We start from the raw sequence: 14213 nt of genomic DNA, 5'->3' as shown, positions 1-14213 counted from the left end.
ACATGTTAACGATATATCGTTGAGGCATCGCAACCGATCAACAACCAAGGAGACTGCGATGCATGAGCACACGATGAGAAGGCGCGGCGGCTTCAGGCGACCGGAGGAGCGGGGTCGCCGCGGCGACCCGTTCGGCCCGTGGGGGCCCGGCGGCCCGGGAGGACCCGGCTTCGGCCCGGGCTTCGGTCCCGGCCATCGCGGACGCGGTGGCCGCGGGCGGCGCACCCGGCGCGGCAACGTCCGGGCGGCGCTGCTCGCCCTGCTCGCCGAGCGGGCGATGCACGGCTACGAGATGATCCAGGAACTGGACGGCCGCACCGGCGGCGTCTGGCGGCCGAGCCCCGGCTCGGTCTACCCGACCCTCCAGATGCTGGAGGACGAGGGCCTGGTCAGCAGCGAGGAGCAGGGCGGCAAGCGGCTGTTCTCCCTCACCGACTCCGGCCGGGAGGAGGCGTCGGCGCAGACCACCGCCCCCTGGGACGAGGTCACCGAGGCCGCCGGCGAGAACGTCCTGCGCGGGCGCGAGGCCGTCGGCCAGCTGATGGGCGCCCTCCAGCAGGTGATGTCCGTGGGCAGCGAGGCGCAGAAGGCGCGCGCGCTGGACGTGGTCAACGACGCCCGCCGCCGCCTGTACGGGATCCTCGCCGACGACCCCGAAGCCGAGTGAACCTCAGGGAGCACCGACCGGAACCGCCGTGGCCGCCCAGGTCACGGCGGTTTCATTTTCCCTTCGGGAACGGCGCCTGCCTGGCGAGCCGGTCGGCCATGTACAGCTGCTTCCACACGTACAGGGCCATGTCCGAACGCCTGACGCGGCGGTCGACCGGGACGCCCACCGTCGCGCGGACCAGGTACGCCGAGCCCGGCGGAAGGTACTTGTCACCGCCCTCCCCCGCGACCAGCGCGCCGCCCGCGAGCCGCCGCACGACCTGGCTGTCGGTCGGCGGCGTGCACAGGCCCTCGGGGACGCCGGCCTGCGGCATGCAGCGCCCCCGCGCCGCCGGCGTGACGAGGTCGCGCCGGACGAACACGTCGCCGGGGAAGTCGAGCAGGACCTTCTCGCCGCTCGGGTTGGCGAGGATGTACTCGATGTAGGGGAACGCCGTCCCGGACGGCGGCGTGGACCGGGACGCCGTCCCCACGCCGTCGCTGATCCCGGACGTCACCGCGGCGATCCTGTACCGGGAGCCGTCGGCGGTGCCGATCGTGAGGGGCGCGCCCGCGGGCGGCAGCTTGGCGGCGCCGCCCGGCGCCCGCTCGCCCGCGGCGGGGGCCGCCTCGGTCGCGCCCTCGTCGCCGGAGCCGGGCGTCAGCACGACCCCGGCCGTGACCAACCCGGCCAGGACGAGCACGCCCGCCGCGACCAGCCCGCTTCGGCGTCCCTTCCGCCGCCGCTCCCGGCGCTCGCGCTCGCGCTCGCGAGGCCCGAGCCGCACCTGGACGCCGCTGGTCTCGCGGACGCCCATCGGCCCCGTCGCCGACGACCGCTCCTCGGGTTCGGAGTAGGCGTCCTGCGCCTCGGGCACGGCGGCCCACTCCGACCCGCCGAGCGGCGGCTCCGCGCGTGACCGCGGCGACTCGAGAGGCGACGGCGGCGGCAGCGGGGGCGACGGCGGGGGCGTGCCCCAGACGCGCGGCGGCGCATGCGCGGCCGGCGCGGTGTGGACGATCGGACGCGTCGGGGCGTCCGGCGGGATGGGAGGGCCCGGCGGAACGTGCACGCCGGGCGGGACGTGGGCGCCGGGCGGGCGGACCGGCGTCCCCTCTCTGGGCGTGGCCCTCGGGATGCCCTGGGAGGGCGTGTGCCTGATCTCGCCTGGACGGCGCGGAAGTCCCGGTTCCGTGTCCACCGTCTCGCCTCCCGATGTCCCTCGTGCGGCTTCCCCGCGAACCACACTCCCCACAATTCACCACATTTTGACCTAATCGCCTTCCACCGCCACACCGGCCCCCGGAGTCTCGCGAGATGCGACAAGTCGAGCCGGGAGTCTTGTCACCTGACGGACAATTACTCCGGCCTCCGGCGCCCCGGGCGGCGCCGGAGGCCGTTGGAGTGAGTCAGGAGAGGGAGTCGGCGAGCGAGCCGATGAGGTCGACCACGCCGGCGGGCCCGTCGACCACCAGGTCCGCCCGGTCGGCGAGCGCGGTGACCTCGGTCGAGCCGCTGCACACCAGCACGCCGGGCACGCCCTCGGCGCGCAGCGCGTCGACGGCGTCGAACGCGGCGAGGTCGCCGAGGTCGTCCCCGGCGAACAGCAGGGCGGAGGGGCGCGTCCCGCGGTCGTCGACGTACGCGCGCAGCGCCTTGCCCTTGTCCATGCCGGGCGGGCGCAGTTCGAGGACGTACCGTCCCGGCTCCACCGACAGCCCGGTCCGCTCGGCGAGCGCGGCGAGGATGCTGCGCAGCCGGTCCAGCGCGACCTGCGGTTCGGCGCACCGGCGGGTGTGGACGGCGAGCGCCTGCCCCTTGTCCTCGACGAACGTCTCGGGCGGGGCGCCGGCGGCGGCGAGGACGCCGGGCAGCTTCGCGCGGGCCTCGGCGACGCCGGGCGGCGGCTCCGGCACGGTCAGCGTGCCGGAGTCCCAGCGTTCGAGCCCGTACTGCCCGAGCACGACGAGCCCGTCGATGCCCTCGAAGCCGCCGTACTCGACGGCCACGGCGGCGGGACGTCCGGTCACGATCAGCAGCGAGCCGACCAGCGGGGCCAGCCGGGCCAGGGCCGGCGCGGCGTCCGGATGGGCCCTCGCCGAGGCGGGGTCGGGGACGATCGGCGCCAGGGTGCCGTCGAAGTCGAAGCCGAGCACGGCCCCGGCCGGGTCGTCGCGGATGGCGTCAAGTCCTTCGGCGCCTGCGGCCGTCAAAGAGCGGGGAGAGTTCACGTGACCAATGGTGGCCAGGTCAGGGCCGGATGCCGAGCCGCCGCGCGGCACGGCTTCGTTGCCGCTGTGTCCGCATCCGGCGCAGGCGCTTGACGAGCATCGGGTCGCACTCCAGCGCCTCGGGCCGGTCGATCAGGATGTTCAGGAGCTGGTAGTACCGCGTGGCCGACATGTCGAACGTCTCGCGGATGGCCTGCTCCTTGGCGCCGGCGTACTTCCACCACTGCCGTTCGAAGGCGAGGATCCGGCGGTCGCGCTCGGAGAGCCCGCCGGCGCTGAACGCGGCGTCGTCCGCCGCGCCCTCCGCTTCGGCGGGGCCGGGCTCGGCCGGGGGGCGGCCGTCGTCCATGGTTCGGTCCTGTGGGGGGACGTCACCGCGGGGGTCACCGGGGGCGTTCGCCGCTCGCATCAGGTCCCCTCTGTGGTTACTGATCCCGGGTCGTCCGGGTTCGGGCGGGAGCCATGCTACGCGTCCGCGCGGACAAGTTCCGGCGGATCCCGGTGAACGGTCGCCGGTGGTTCAGTGCATCACATCCCCGTTCACCTGGGGCTCTTTCGCTCCGTGTGTCTCACCGGCAACGGCGTTCAGGTCACGATGAAACATATGTACGCTGCATACGTTAGAGTAGGTGATCCGCAGCGTCCGGCGTTCGGAACGGAGACCTTGCATGGCGACGGAGACCTCCGCCACGGGACGGACCGCCGAGCGGGCCGCGCCTCGGGACGGGAGCCCTCCCGGACCCCCCGCCGACGGCTCCCTCACCGAGATCGCGACCGCGCTGTTCCATCTGCGCCGCGTGTGGGCCAAGCCCGACCTCGTCAAGCGCGTCCGCGCCCAGACCTCCACCGCCGCGGACGGGCGCCCGCTGCAGTTGTCGAACCTGATGGTGGTGAACGCGGTCGCCGCCCTCACCGACTGCGCGCCCCCGGACGAGCCGTCCTGCGAGGTCACGGTCGGCGCGGTCGCGGAACGGCTGGAGATCGACCCGTCCACGGCGAGCCGCCTCGTCGGGCACGCCATCGACGCCGGCCTGGTGTCCCGGCGCCCCTCCCCCGTCGACGCGCGCCGCGCCAACCTCGGCCTGACCGAGTCCGGGCGGCGCGTCAAGCAGGTCTCCGACCGGTTCCGCCGCGCCTACCTCGACGACCTGATGGCCGACTGGTCGGAGCGGGAGCGCACCGAGTTCGCGCGGCTGCTCACCCGCTTCGCCGACGCCGCCGTCCGGGCACCGATGTACCCGGACGGCATCGACCGCATCTTCGAGGAGGCGGCCGCCGACTAGGCACCGTTGCGCAGGGCGGACATGCGGACGTGGTACTCGTCCTCGTCGATCTCGCCCCGGGCGAACCGCTCGGCGAGCACCGAGCGCGCCTTGGTCATCGGGTCGGCCGCCGCCCTGGCCGCCGCGGCGCCGTCGTGCATGCGGCGCCGGATGAGGTAGAAGGCGGTGCCGAGCACGGCCAGCCAGAACAGGCCGAACGTGATGGGGAAGACCGGCCAGAACGCGGGGGCGTCCCCGTCGTGCCAGCCGCCCGGGTGCATCGCGGCCGCCTGCGTCGCCAACATCGTCACCATGGTTCATCGACCTTCCTGTGTCGGATGAGTCGATGCTCGGCGAGAGGTCCGGGGGGCCGCATCGTCCGGCTGGAGGCACTCTCGCTACGCCCGCCGGAGTACCGCGCTCACCACCAGGGCGGCCGGTACTCCTCGTCCTCGCCGGGCCGCGGCGGCCGCGAGTGCCGTCCGCGCGGCTCGCCGTCGGCGGGGTCGGGCGGCGGGACGGGCCCTTCCGGCGGTTCGGCGCCGCCCAGGCCGGGCGGCGGGACGTCGGGGAACGCCTCGGCCGGCGCCTCGTCCACGTGAGGTACGGGCGGAAGCGGCGGCTCGCCGGGCGGTTCCGGCGGTACCGCGGCGAGCGGATCCGTCGCGGGCCCGGGGACGTCCGGCGCCTCCAGGGCGCCCCGGCGGAAGGCGTCCCAGTCGTCGTCATCGAGGACGGACGGCTCGTCCCGCGCCGCCCCGTTCAGCCCGGCGCCGTTGCGCCCCATCCCGTTGAGGGGATCGTGTCCGCTGAGGGGGTCGTGCCCGTTGAGCGGGTCGTGCCCGTTCAGGGGGTCGTGCCCGTTCAGGGGGTCGTGCCCGTTGAGGGGCTCATGCCCGTTGAGCGGGCCGTGGCCGTTGAGCGGATCGTGCCCATTGAGGGGGTCGTGGCCGTTGAGCGGGTCATGCCTCTGGTGCGTCCCGTGCCCGCCCGCGGTGAACTCGCCGGGATCGAACGGGCGCAGCTCGCCCGGCATGACCGGCGGCTGCTTCGGCTCGATGGGAGGCGTCGGCCGCCCGTCCCAGCCGGACGGCGGCGGGGGCTCGGGGAGAGCGGGGTCCGGCGGCGGGAACGCGGCGGGGCCCGGCTCGGGCCGCGGGGCCTCCCAGAGCAGGGCGTCCCGCGGCGCGGAGGCCGGCGGCGGAGGCTCCTCGAAGGCGGGGGCCGGGTAGACCTCGTTGTTCTGGAAGAGCGGCGCGTTGACCGGTGCGACCACGGGCGCCGCGTACATCTCGGCGGGGGCCGGGGGCACGGTGGCCGCGGGCTCGCGCGGCGCGGCCGGGGCCGACGGCAGGCCGTAGTCGGCGACGGCGTCGGTGTCGCCGCCGTCCTCCTCGGGACGCCGCCGCTGCCGCCACCCCAGCACGAGCCCGAGGACGACCAGCAGCCCCCCGCCGCCGAGGACGAGCGGGAACAGCACGCCGGAGTCGCGGTCGTCGCGCTGCGCGGCCGGCCGCGGCGTCGCGGCCGCGGGCGGCGGCGTCTCCACCGGCCCGCTGGAGGTCTTGTTGATCTGGTTGGCGGCGACGAGGGTGCGGACGGCGTCGACCGTCCCGCGGCATTCGGGCGACCCGGTGGGGTGGGCGGCGCGGGCCGGCGAGCCCTGGATGAGCGCCCGCCGGACCTCCTCGGGGCTCAGCCTCGGGTAGCGGGAGCGGACGAGCGCGGCGACCCCCGCGACGATCGCGGACGAGGCGCTGGTCCCCGTCCCGACGACGTAGCCGTTGCTGGCGTCCGCGCTGACGATCTCGACGCCGGGCGCGCAGACCGCGGCGCCCGAGCGCCGGTTGCTGTCCTTCCAGAGGCGCAGGCGGCGGTCGAGCGCGCCGACGGCGATCACGCCCGGGTAGGCGGCGGGGAAGTTCTTGCGGTTCGCTCCGGAGCCGTCGTTGCCGGCGGAGGCGATGAGCACGACGCCCTTGGAGAGCGCGTACCGGATCGCCTTCTCCTGCGAGGGCGTGCCGTTGTAGGACTGGCGGCCGCCGCCGAGCGACATGTTGATGATCCCGGCGCCGTGGTCGACGGCGTACCGGATGCCCTGGGCCACCGCGTCGCGGTCGCCGCCGGCGCCCGGCTGCTGCCCGTTGTCGCGGCGCAGCGGGTCGTCGTTCTCCAGCGTCACGCGGACGGACAGGACGTTGCTGAGCGGGGCGACGCCCATCATGCCCTGCGACAGCTCGGGACCGTGGCCGTGACCCGCGATGATGCTGGCCATGGACGTCCCGTGCAGGCCCCAGTAGCGGCTGCCCGGACGGCGTACGCCGCCGGTCAGGTCGGGGCCGGTGACGACGCGCCCGGTGAGGTCGGGGTGGCGCCGGTCGACGCCGGTGTCGAGGACGGCGACCGTGACGCCGCGCCCCCTGGAGTACCGCCACGCCTTCTGGGCGCGCAGGACGTCGAGGTGCCATTCGCGGGAGCGGATCTGGTCGGTCGGCGCGTTCAGCAGCGGCCCCGCCACGGCGCCGGCCGACGCGCCGCGCACGGTCCGGTCCTTCGCGGGGGAGTCGGAGACGATCGCCGCGGGCACGGCCACGGCGGCGCCGAGCGTGAGCGCGGTGAGGGCCGCGGTCGTCCGGGCGCCGAGCCGGAGCAACGGCACGGCCGGCCGGGGGTGCGCCGGACGGCGCCGACCGGCTTCGGACACGCCGCCCCTCCCTCTGGCTGACCGCCGCGCTCCACGGCGGGTGACATTCTGCCACGCGAACCGCCCCTGGCCCGGGCACTCGGCACATTAGGGCACGGGCCCGGACAGCGCGGATCTTCCCGGACCAGCCTTTACTCGCGGGTAATCAAACCGGGCACGGCATGCTAACCCGTGCGCGCCGTCCGGGTCACTGTGATCCCGCACCCGTCAGAGCCCTGACCGACAGGTCGTCGTAACGCTCCCGGTCGGCCTTCTCCCGTCCGGCGAAGGTGCCGGCGACCGCGCACGCGAACCCGATCGGGATCGACACGAGCCCCGGGTTCTCCAGCGGGAACAGGTGGAAGTCGACGCCCGCGGGGAACAGCGACAGGCTCTCCCCCGTCACCGGATCGACCTTGCCGGAGACGACGGGAGAGAAGAGGACCAGCACCAGCGACCCGATCAGGCCGCCGTAGATGCCCGCGACGACCCCGGCGGAGTTGAACCGGCGCCAGAACAGCGACAGCACGATCGCCGGGACGTTCGCCGAGGCGGCCATCGCGAACGCCAGCGCCACCAGGAACGCCACGTTCAGGTCGCGGGCGATCACCGCCAGGACGATCGCCAGCGAGCCGACGAGGAACGAGGCGAACCGCGCGACCGCGACCTCCTGCGACTCGCGCGGGCGGCCGAGCATCAGCACCTGGCCGAAGTAGTCGTGGGCCAGCGACGCCGACGACGCCAGCACCAGCCCGGACACGACCGCGAGGATCGTCGCGAACGCCACCGCCCCGATGAACGCCAGCAGGACGTCCCCGCCGGCCCGCCCGCCGACGTGCTGCCCGACGGCCTGCGCGAGCTGCGGCACCGCGGTGTTGCCGGACGGGTCCTGCGCCACGATCGCGGACCGGCCCACCAGGGCCGCGGCGCCGAAGCCGAGCGCGAGCGTCATCAGGTAGAAGACGCCGACGAGGCCGATCGCCCAGGACACCGACGTGCGCGCGGCCCGCCCGTCGGGGACCGCGAAGAACCGCGAGACGACGTGCGGCAGGCCCGCCGTGCCGAGCACGAGGGCGAGCGCGAGGCTGATGAAGTCGAGCTTGTTGACGACGGTCCGGTAGGCGTCGCCCGGGACGTCCCGCCCGTACTGGAGCCCGGGACGCAGGAACGCCTCGCCCTTCCCGCTCGCGTCGGCGGCCGACCCGAGCATCGCGCCGGCGTCGAACCCGAACCTGCCGAGCACCAGCGCCGTCAGGACCACCGCCCCGGCCATCAGCAGCCCGGTCTTGATGATCTGCACCCAGGTCGTGGCCTTCATGCCGCCGAACGCCACGTAGAGGATCATCAGCGCGCCCACCGCCACGATCGTGACGGTCTTCGCGGTGCCCGCGCCCATCCCGAGGAACCGCTCGCCGCGGTGGATGCCGAGCAGCAGCGACACCAGCGCCCCGGCCCCGACCATCTGCGCGAGCAGGTAGAACACCGAGACGGTCACGGTGGACACGGCGGCGGCCCGCCGCACCGGCGCCTGGCGCCGCACCCGGCGCACCAGCACGTCCCCCATCGTGAACCGGCCCGCGTTGCGGACCAGCTCGACCAGCAGCAGCGCGAGCAGCCACGCCACGAGGAACCCGATCGAGTAGAGGAAGCCGTCGTACCCGTTCAGCGCGATGATCCCGGCGATGCCGAGGAACGAGGCCGCCGACATGTAGTCGCCGGCGAGCGCGATCCCGTTCTGCGGGCCGGTGAACGTCCGCCCGCCCGCGTAGAAGTCGTCGGCGCCGCGCGTGGTCGCCCGCGCCCGCACCGTGATGGCCAGCGTGATCAGGACGAACGCCAGGAACAGCCCGAACGTCAGAGCGCGCCCCGTCACCGGAGCTCCCCGGCCAGCGGGTCCAGCCGCCTGCGCGCGTACGCCAGGTAGCCCCAGGTCAGCGCGAACGTCGAGACGAACTGCAGCAGCCCCAGCAGCAGCGCGACGTTGACGTTCCCGGCGACCGTCCGCGCCATGAACCCGCGCGCGAACGCGGCCAGCCCGACGAACACGAGATACCACCCGAGGAACCCGGCCGCGACCACGGCCGCCGCCCGCCGGAACCGCCGCCGCAACAGCAGGAACCTCTCATATCCCGCAACTGGCGCAAGTCCCCCCGCCATCGGTCTCCCCCTGCCCCTTCGTTACTCTCCGCGTCCTTTCGGTCGCCCTATGAGAGCAAAGATTCGCCGACCGCAAGCGCCGTTTGACGAGATCCGCATGACGGCGGCCGGAGACGGCCAAACGACCGCCGTGCTGGAGCGGCGGCCGCGACCGTGCAGGTGAGGAGGGGAACGGCGGTCAGCGTTCGTAGCGGCGATGGCCGCGTCTGGCCCGGAGGCCGGCGACGATCGCGACGCCGATCACCGCCAGGCCGATCTGGAAGACCAGTTCGATCCAGTCGATCCCCTTGGTCGTGGCGACGCCGACCGACTGCGCGATCGCGGTGCCGATGATCGCGGCGACGATGCCGACGAGCACGGTCAGGAGGACGCCGATGGGCTGGCGGCCGGGCAGCAGCAGCCGGCCGAGCGCCCCGATGATCGCGCCGATCACGATCGCGCTGATGATGCCTGTGATGTTCATGTCCTCGCCTGTGCCCGTTCAGGCCCGAACGTCACCTTTTCGGGCCGTCTCCCATGGACCGCAGGTCGTCGAAGGTCAGCGCCGGGCCGCCGAGCTCCCCGGGGCGTCCGGCGCGCAGGCCGTCGACGAGCAGGTCGAGGTGCCGGTGCGCCAGCTCCTCGCCCGTCTCCCGCGGCAGCGGGCCGGGCAGCGGGCGCGACAACCGCACGAGCAGCATGCCGACATCGCCGTGGGTGACGTCCGGACGCAGGTCGCCATCCTCCTGGGCGGCGGCGACGAGTTCCTTCATGACGGCGACGCCCTCCTCGCGGGTGGCGGCGATCTCCGCGTCGTCGAACGGGATCTGGTCCAGCAGGACGGGGAAGACGGCGCCGATGCGGATGTCCAGCACGCGGTGCATGTAGCGGACGAGGGCGTCGAAGGCGGTCCCCTCCTCGTCCCGCGCGCGCCTGACCTCGTCCCTGGTGCGCTCCAGGGCGTCCAGGGCGACGGCCCTCGTCAGCGTCCGCCGGTCCGGGAAGCGCCGGTAGAGGGTGGCGATGCCGGTGCCCGCGCGCCGCGAGATCTCCTCCAGCGGAGCGCCCGGTCCCTGCTCGACGAACACCTCACGGGCGGCGGCGAGGATCCGGTCGCGGTTGTCCCGCGCGTCGGCCCGCAGCGGCCGCTGCTTCGCACCCATGAAACCCAGCGTAGTGGAGGCTCGCCCTCCGAATCTCCTTTAGTCACGGTTAGTGACTATCGAGATCTATGACTAAAGCGTCCCCGAGCGGAGGGACCGAGAAAGTCCGGCACTAACCGGAGACATACCCTCCGGCTAGTGCTACGGTGCGAATAAGTGGAGAATAAACCTCCGGAAGGAATAGATCATGAATGCCGCCACCCGGACCCCCGCCCGGACTCGCTCCGCCGAGCCGCCGACCGTCGACGCCACCGGCCCCGCGGACGTCCGCGCCGCGGTCCTCGCGTCCCGCGAGCGCGGGCTGCCCCTGACCGTCCAGGCCACCGGGCACGGCACGGTCGTCCCGCCGGACGAGGGGCTGCTGCTGAGGACGTCCCGCATGTCCCGCGTCCTGGTCGACCCGTCCCGCCGCGTCGCCCGCGCCGAGGCCGGGGCCCGCTGGAACCACGTGATCGCCGCCGCCGCGCCCCTCGACCTGGCGCCGCTGTCGGGCTCGCACGCCTCCGTCGGCGTCACCGGCTACACCCTCGGCGGCGGCGTCGGCTGGCTGTCCCGCCGGTTCGGCTTCGCCGCCGACCACCTGCTGCGCGCCGAGCTCGTCACCGCCGACGGCCGGCTCCTCACCGCCGACGCCGACCACCACCCCGACCTCTTCTGGGCACTGCGCGGTGGCAGCGGCAACTTCGGCGTCGTGACGTCCCTGGAGTTCCGGCTCCACCCCGTCTCGACCGTCTACGCGGGAGTCGCGCTGTTCCCGGCCGAACGGGCCGCCGAGATCCTCGCCCAGTTCCGGGACGACGCCGCAACGCGCCCCGACGCGCTCTCCGTCTCAGTGACGCTGGCCAACCACGCTGACCACGGCCGGGTCGTCGTCCTCCGCGCCGTCTATGCGGGAACCGCCGAAGACGGCGCGCGCGCATTGCGTTCCCTCCTGAAGGTCGCGGGCCCGCCGCTGCATGACAGCTTCCGGACGATGCCCTACGCCGAGACCGAGTCGCTGGGCGGCACTCCGCCCCTGCACTTCCACCTGTACGCCGACCTACCCGACGCACTCATCTCTGCGATCGCCCGCAGCGACGCCTCGGGAATCGAGGTGCGGCACTGGGGCGGCGCCATGGCGTGTCCCGCCCCAGGCGCCGGCCCCGTCGGGCACCGGGACGTCCCGTTCTCCCTCACGATCGAGGGCTCCGCCGCGGACGCCGCTCCGCTCGCCGCCTTCGCGACCGGAGGCTCGTTCCTGAACTTCCTGCACGACACGTCCAGGACGGCCACCGCCTACACCCCGGAGGACTTCCGGCGGCTGCGCGAGGTCAAGCGCGCCTACGACCCGCAGAACGTGTTCCACCGCAACCACAACATCCGGCCCGCCTGAGCGGCTACCTCCGCACGACCCGCATCGGAAGGGCCCCCGCGGGACGGAACGTGATCTCCGCCCGGACGGGCACGGTCACACCGGGTACCAGGTCAAGCCGGTGCGTCCGGGCGATGGTGGCGAGCACCAGGGTCGCCTCCAGCATCGCGAAACCGGCGCCCACGCAGATGCGGCGCCCTCCACCGAACGGCAGATACGCGTACCGGGGATGTGTCTGCTCCCCCATGAACCGCTCCGGCTGGAAGCCCTCCGGATTCGGCCAGACCTCGGCGTTCCGATGGATCAAGTAAGGCGGCACGGCGATCGTCGAGCCTGCCGGCACCTGCACCCCGGCGACGTCGTCGTCTTCGAGGGCGTCACGCTCGATCGTCCAGGCAGGTGGACAGAGCCGCATCACCTCGGACAGGACGGCCTTCGTCCAGGGCATCCGGTCGACGTCCTCTGCCGTCGGTTCTCTGCCGCCCAGAACCTCGTCTACTTCGTCCTCTAGGCGGTCCCTGGCCGCCGGGTACTTCGACAGGAGCATGAACGTCCAGGCAAGCGAAGCCGCCGTGGTCTCGTGACCGGCCAACAACAGGGTGAGAACCTCGTCGCGCAGCTCCGCCTCGCTGAACTGACCGCTCTCCTTGAGCAGATTCAACAGTTCGCCGCCGGACGAGCCCCGCACGACCCGCTGGACCATGCCGTCGAGGTGCTCCAGCGCACCCCCAAGCCCCGGCACCCGCTGATACACGCCGCGCTTTGCGGCCGCCCCGGGCAGGAAGGTGCCGACGACGGCCGCTCTCTGGAGTGCCTCAAGCGCCCGCCCCGTCTTCTCGGCTTCCCCTTCGAGCTCGCTGCCGAACAACGCCCGTCCCACGATGCCCAACGTGAGGCGTCGCAGTTCCCTCGCCGCGTCCAGCGCGACCCCGTCGGGCCACCGTTCGACGGCTTTCGCGGCCGTATCGACCATCTGCGGCGCGAACCCGACGACATGACGCTGCGCGAACACCGGCTGCACCACCCGCCGATGCCGCCGCCACGTCCCGCCTTCGCTGGTCAGGAGACCGTCCCCGAGAACGGCCCGGAGCGGCCGATACGTGAACGCCTTGACGTAGTTGTCCTGGTTGGCGACGAGGACCCGTTCGGCATGCTCGGGACGCGATAGAAGGAAGAACGCCCGGTTCCGTCCGAACGGCACCCGCACGGTGTCTCCGTAGCGTCTGGCCAAGGCCCCGTAGGTGTCGAGCGGGTTCCGGGCCATCCGGCCCCACCACCGAACAGCCTCGACCGCCCCCGGCCCCTGCACACCCCGTCCGTCCATGCCTCAACCGTAGGAACCGCCCCAACCCCCGACAACCCTCCGCCCTATCTCACTATCAGTAGTCGATTGACCGCATAAGGCCATCACTGCGAGCTGACGCACTGTCACTCTCCGTGCAACTGTGGTCGCGCGGCGTCACTCAAGCCGCCAACCACACAGACGAACGGAGAACCCCCCGATGGCCAACTGGAAAGCGCGCCTCCTGGTGACCACGACCGCCCTGGCCGCCTGCGCCACCGTGACCGGCCCCGCGGTCTCGACCGCGGCCCAGGCCGCCACGGTCACGACGCGCACCGCCGAGGCGGACCTTCCCCCCGGCGTCGTCAAGCTCGGCGACGCAGAAGGCTGCCCCCCGGCCACCCTCTGCCTCTACCGGGACTACAACCGGCGGGGCCCGGCCTACGGCATCGGCGCCGGCTACAAGGTCGACCTCAAGGACCTGCCCATGGGCGACGACACCGCCGCCAACAACGTCTCCTCGTGGGTCAACAACACCCACGGCCTCGCCGTACTGATCGACGAGGACAACGGCAAGGTCCGTCCGCTGTACCCCGGCCAGCCCCTGGAGGAGCCGCCGTCCGACAACGACACCGTGGACCTGGTCGACTGGGCCTGACGCCCCAGAGGCCGGGCTCCTCCGATCCACTTCCCTTGCGCACTGCCACAAGACCAACACGGTAAGGAACCGACCGTCCGCACTAGGCGCGGGCGGCGACGCAAAGCAAGGAGGACGATGTGGACACGCATGTGCGCAAACGCAGGCTGAAGAAGTGGTGGGTGCTGGAAGCCGGCACCGACAGGGAGATCTCAGGGCCTTACGACACCAAGAAAGAGGCCGAGCAGGCGAGGGACGCTGCGAAGAGCTGACCTGCCTTTCCAACTGAACCACCGGCTCCCCGCGCTGTGCGCGGGGAGCCGGCTTGTTTCACGCCATGCCCCGCTCCGGGCCCCCGCCTCCGCGACCAGAGGCCACAGATCGGTCCCCACCGGACGCTTGCGCGGTGGGCGCCCCTCGGGACGGTCAGTACCGCAGGCGTGCTCAGCGCGAACGTATTCCGACAAACCCAATTATCACAGCCGTGCTCAGCGCGGCCCTTCACGCAAAGGAAACCCGATCATGGACAACATCACCGCCATGCTCAAGCGCAACCGCGTCGTCATCGCCGTCGCGGCCTTCGTCACCCTCGTCGTCTTCGTCTCCGGCGACAGGGCCCACTTCATCTTCACCGCTCTGGGGGCCGGCCTGGTCCTCGGCGGCTACAGGATCGTCCTTCGGCTGGCGAAGAACCCCGCCGAGGGAAAGAAGCACCTGGTGGCCGGCTCGGTCACCCTCACGGCGGTCATCACGACCGCCATCAACAGCGACCTCAGCGTCGACGCCGTGGGCAACATCATCACCGGCATCGGCGGCACC

Annotated in this window: 16 protein-coding genes; 6 read left to right on the top strand and 10 right to left on the bottom strand. The window is 73.0% G+C overall.

Going from position 1 to position 14213, the window contains the following annotated elements; genetic code table 11:
* Window positions 1-58 precede the first annotated feature (58 nt).
* Window positions 59-667 (top strand): PadR family transcriptional regulator, encoded by a 609-nt coding sequence (locus AB0C69_RS11410; RefSeq protein ID WP_360352666.1) that lies wholly within the window; start codon window positions 59-61, stop codon window positions 665-667.
* Between the two features lie 52 nt (window positions 668-719).
* On the opposite strand, the gene AB0C69_RS11405 is transcribed toward AB0C69_RS11410, so the two are convergent.
* From AB0C69_RS11405 to AB0C69_RS11395, 3 genes are all read right to left on the bottom strand, one after another.
* Window positions 720-1850 (bottom strand): hypothetical protein, encoded by a 1131-nt coding sequence (locus tag AB0C69_RS11405; RefSeq protein WP_360352664.1) that lies wholly within the window; start codon window positions 1848-1850, stop codon window positions 720-722.
* Between the two features lie 208 nt (window positions 1851-2058).
* Window positions 2059-2880 carry a trehalose-phosphatase gene (otsB, locus tag AB0C69_RS11400; protein WP_345173094.1) on the bottom strand — a complete coding sequence of 274 codons (822 nt, stop codon included), beginning with the start codon at window positions 2878-2880 and terminating at the stop codon, window positions 2059-2061.
* A gap of 19 nt (window positions 2881-2899) precedes the next feature.
* Window positions 2900-3229, bottom strand: coding sequence for a DUF3263 domain-containing protein (locus AB0C69_RS11395; protein ID WP_345173093.1), 330 nt, complete (start codon window positions 3227-3229; stop codon window positions 2900-2902).
* Window positions 3230-3548: 319 nt separating this feature from the next.
* Here AB0C69_RS11395 and AB0C69_RS11390 point away from each other — a divergent pair, with 319 nt between their 5' ends.
* On the top strand, window positions 3549-4163 hold the full coding sequence (locus AB0C69_RS11390) for a MarR family transcriptional regulator (RefSeq protein WP_345173091.1): 615 nt from the start codon (window positions 3549-3551) through the stop codon (window positions 4161-4163).
* Here AB0C69_RS11390 and AB0C69_RS11385 read toward each other — a convergent pair.
* The 6 genes from AB0C69_RS11385 to AB0C69_RS11360 form a co-directional block, all read right to left on the bottom strand.
* A complete protein-coding gene (locus tag AB0C69_RS11385) occupies window positions 4160-4456 on the bottom strand; it encodes a hypothetical protein (RefSeq protein ID WP_353831324.1) in 297 nt (98 codons plus the stop codon). The genes AB0C69_RS11390 and AB0C69_RS11385 overlap by 4 nt on opposite strands.
* A 107-nt stretch (window positions 4457-4563) precedes the next feature.
* On the bottom strand, window positions 4564-6846 hold the full coding sequence (locus AB0C69_RS11380) for a S8 family serine peptidase (protein WP_360352660.1): 2283 nt from the start codon (window positions 6844-6846) through the stop codon (window positions 4564-4566).
* Between the two features lie 187 nt (window positions 6847-7033).
* Complete coding sequence (locus AB0C69_RS11375) at window positions 7034-8698, bottom strand: cation acetate symporter (RefSeq protein ID WP_360352658.1); 1665 nt, start codon at window positions 8696-8698, stop codon at window positions 7034-7036.
* The gene (locus AB0C69_RS11370; RefSeq protein WP_345173085.1) at window positions 8695-8934 is read right to left on the bottom strand and encodes a DUF485 domain-containing protein; all 240 of its coding nucleotides are present in this window, start codon (window positions 8932-8934) and stop codon (window positions 8695-8697) included. The genes AB0C69_RS11375 and AB0C69_RS11370 overlap by 4 nt, the downstream gene beginning before the upstream one ends.
* Window positions 8935-9160: 226 nt before the next feature.
* Entirely contained in the window at window positions 9161-9445 is a 285-nt protein-coding gene (locus AB0C69_RS11365; protein ID WP_360352656.1) for a GlsB/YeaQ/YmgE family stress response membrane protein, read from the bottom strand.
* A 31-nt stretch (window positions 9446-9476) separates the two neighbouring features.
* Complete coding sequence (locus tag AB0C69_RS11360) at window positions 9477-10124, bottom strand: TetR/AcrR family transcriptional regulator (protein ID WP_345173082.1); 648 nt, start codon at window positions 10122-10124, stop codon at window positions 9477-9479.
* 187 nt (window positions 10125-10311) lie between these two features.
* On the opposite strand from AB0C69_RS11360, the gene AB0C69_RS11355 reads away from it, so the two are divergent.
* Window positions 10312-11496, top strand: coding sequence for an FAD-binding oxidoreductase (locus AB0C69_RS11355; protein ID WP_360352653.1), 1185 nt, complete (start codon window positions 10312-10314; stop codon window positions 11494-11496).
* A 4-nt stretch (window positions 11497-11500) separates the two neighbouring features.
* On the opposite strand, the gene AB0C69_RS11350 is transcribed toward AB0C69_RS11355, so the two are convergent.
* Window positions 11501-12799, bottom strand: a complete 1299-nt coding sequence (locus tag AB0C69_RS11350; protein ID WP_360352651.1) for a cytochrome P450 — start codon at window positions 12797-12799, stop codon at window positions 11501-11503.
* A gap of 178 nt (window positions 12800-12977) precedes the next feature.
* On the opposite strand from AB0C69_RS11350, the gene AB0C69_RS11345 reads away from it, so the two are divergent.
* The 3 genes from AB0C69_RS11345 to AB0C69_RS11335 form a co-directional block, all read left to right on the top strand.
* Window positions 12978-13415 carry a peptidase inhibitor family I36 protein gene (locus AB0C69_RS11345; protein ID WP_360352649.1) on the top strand — a complete coding sequence of 146 codons (438 nt, stop codon included), beginning with the start codon at window positions 12978-12980 and terminating at the stop codon, window positions 13413-13415.
* Between the two features lie 119 nt (window positions 13416-13534).
* Window positions 13535-13666, top strand: coding sequence for a hypothetical protein (locus tag AB0C69_RS11340; RefSeq protein WP_360352647.1), 132 nt, complete (start codon window positions 13535-13537; stop codon window positions 13664-13666).
* 250 nt (window positions 13667-13916) lie between these two features.
* A partial coding sequence (locus tag AB0C69_RS11335; RefSeq protein WP_360352645.1) for a hypothetical protein occupies window positions 13917-14213 on the top strand: 297 nt, incomplete at its 3' end.

The organism is Actinomadura sp. NPDC048032 (genome assembly GCF_040653175.1).
Taxonomy (GTDB): domain Bacteria; phylum Actinomycetota; class Actinomycetes; order Streptosporangiales; family Streptosporangiaceae; genus Spirillospora; species Spirillospora verrucosospora.
The sequence above is the reverse complement of the archived record's forward strand: the minus strand, read 5'-3'. Positions and strand labels throughout refer to the sequence as shown.